The organism is Lentilactobacillus dabitei (assembly GCF_019061365.1).
Lineage (GTDB): Bacteria > Bacillota > Bacilli > Lactobacillales > Lactobacillaceae > Lentilactobacillus > Lentilactobacillus dabitei.
The window spans coordinates 1-2,168 of sequence record NZ_JAHPPD010000156.1; the positions used below are offsets into that span (position 1 = coordinate 1).

The 2,168-nt window shown below is 37.0% G+C and carries 2 protein-coding genes; both read right to left on the reverse strand.

The annotated features are described in order from the left end of the window. Positions 1–66 precede the first annotated feature (66 nt). Entirely contained in the window at positions 67–666 is a 600-nt protein-coding gene (locus tag KTE19_RS13375; RefSeq protein ID WP_217342499.1) for a 5-methylcytosine restriction system specificity protein McrC, read from the reverse strand. After that, positions 656–2,089: an AAA family ATPase gene (locus KTE19_RS13380; RefSeq protein WP_217165463.1), complete on the reverse strand. Its 1,434-nt coding sequence runs from the start codon at positions 2,087–2,089 to the stop codon at positions 656–658. The genes KTE19_RS13375 and KTE19_RS13380 overlap by 11 nt, the downstream gene beginning before the upstream one ends. Positions 2,090–2,168: the final 79 nt, after the last annotated feature.

The following is a 2,168-nucleotide window of genomic DNA, read 5'->3' on the forward strand; positions in this document are numbered from 1 at the left end:
TAAAAAGGCATTCGATTGTGTTATCTGAAGAATAACATGCTCGAATGCCCTTTTGAATACGTCCAATTATTTAGTGCTTACCATCAATTGATCTTCAAAATTGACCATTTTATAATTTTCATTATTTGTTGCGAAAATTTTCCCTTCAATCAATATTTCTGACAACAAGACCAGCAGTGAGCCATCTTGCCCCATTCTGTGTAAGTAACGTTTAACACTTGAATAATCATTTGAATTAATATTTTTAACCGGCCAAAAATTTCGCCACATTTTCTTAGCCAACAAACGTTGATCATGGGGGAAGCTTTTGCTGTGAGCAATCCTTGACAGCACCATTTTAACTAGTTGATTCTGAGGAATATTGGCAGAAAAAGAATCATCCTGAACAATCACTTGATGGTCAATTAACGCGCCTTGAGTAATGGAGTCCGTCATTTGAATTTGCCCATGGGGATAAGCGGTTTTCTCAGTATATCCGCGATAATCGTGTGGGAAGCCACGAATTAACTGAAGCTTACATGCATGCAAAAATAGTTTTCCCAACAAATCATAACCATCCTCAAAGTCCTCTGTTCCTAATTTCTGAAAACCGGCGTAATTTAATTTATCGTAAACAAAAGCAAGCATATAAAAGATATTTTGGATACGAATATTTCTATCTTTCATTTAAACCAGCTTCTTCTTTCAAACTTTCAGCATAACTATTCGCCTTATCCGGTTCATCTTGCCAGTACTCTTGAAGTTGAGGAATGATATCATACAACACTGAGTCCTGTAAATATGGCAAGCTGGCAATTTTATTGTCATTCATGACATAACTATGGCCAATTTCGAAGTCTTTACCAAGAGTCTCATCTTTATCGATATCAGAGTTAAGGGCTTGTAACCCAGCAATCAACTCATGAGCAGTTGGATCATCATCTTGAGCCAATATTTGTTGAAACTTAAGTGAATTAAAAGCGGGATGAATGGTGTAAAAACTAAATCGGCGTCTTAAAGCGTAATCCATCCGCGTTAACCCCCGGTCAGCTGTATTCATGGTTCCAATTAAATAGATATTGTTAGGAATATAGAAAGTTGACCCATCCAGTAGCGTGACAGAATTGCTAGAACTGCGCTTATCTGCTTCAATTAGCATCAATAATTCACCAAAAATTTTGGAAACATTCCCTCGATTAATCTCGTCGATTAAGAAGAAATATTTCTCATTAGGATGTTGGATGGCCTCTTGAACAAGGCGGTAAAACACGCCATGTTGAAGCTTAAAACCATCTCCTGAAGGCACATAACCCATCATTAGATTTGAGTAACCATAGCTTTGATGAAATTGGACCATTTTAATATGTTCCGCTGGATCTAATTGATCATCCAACATCACCTTAGCAAGCCGCTTAGCAATAAATGATTTTCCAACCCCAGGAGGTCCCTGAAGGATTAAGTTCTGCTTGCGAATTAATAATCTTTCAAGTTGCTGTAATTGATCTTTGGATAACAATACTTCGTTGAGAAAGTTTTCTTCAGTGTAAGGGGTTATCTTGTTAGCCGACTCGATAACAATGTCATTTCCACTTAACTGACTGAGTTTCAAAATCTGATCATATTCAACCTTACGCATACGAAAAAGGCTGCCTTGCTTAGTACCATTGTAAAATGTGCCTACAATCGGATCTTGAGCCAGTTGCTCTGAAACAATTGGCTGCGTCAATTGTTTATCCACTTGGACCATAATTTCAGATTGATTACTAGAATGGATGGCAGTTAATAAGGTAGTCACATTTTTTCTTGGAGATGAGACGTAACCGATAACTGGGTCCCCTTCTTTAATTTCATTAAATGCCGAGACCATTCTTCTGGAATTTCCACTCTCGTTCTTCTTGGTATAACTTTGAATACTCTTTTCATTTTCACTAGAAACATCCCAAATAGCTGGATCACAATTCATCCAGTAGTAATGAGGCAGATCCTTGTTCAAATAGGCTTGATCACTATACTCAACAAAATTCAGCTGAAATTTATTGAGTAAAGCCTTCATATCATTGCAAAAATTAAGATAGTCAGTTCCAGATGTACTCTTCTTTAAATGTTTCATCTGGATTGAAGTCAATATTTGAGACAGGTTTTAAGAGACATTCAGAACCGCGTTTACCTGCCACAGCTCAAATAAATCA

Bases quoted from the DNA above. Each gene is read 5' to 3' on its own strand.
- KTE19_RS13375 (WP_217342499.1), bottom strand. From the start codon at position 666: ATGAAAGATAGAAATATTCGTATCCAAAATATCTTTTATATGCTTGCT.
- KTE19_RS13380 (WP_217165463.1), bottom strand. From the start codon at position 2,089: ATGAAACATTTAAAGAAGAGTACATCTGGAACTGACTATCTTAATTTT.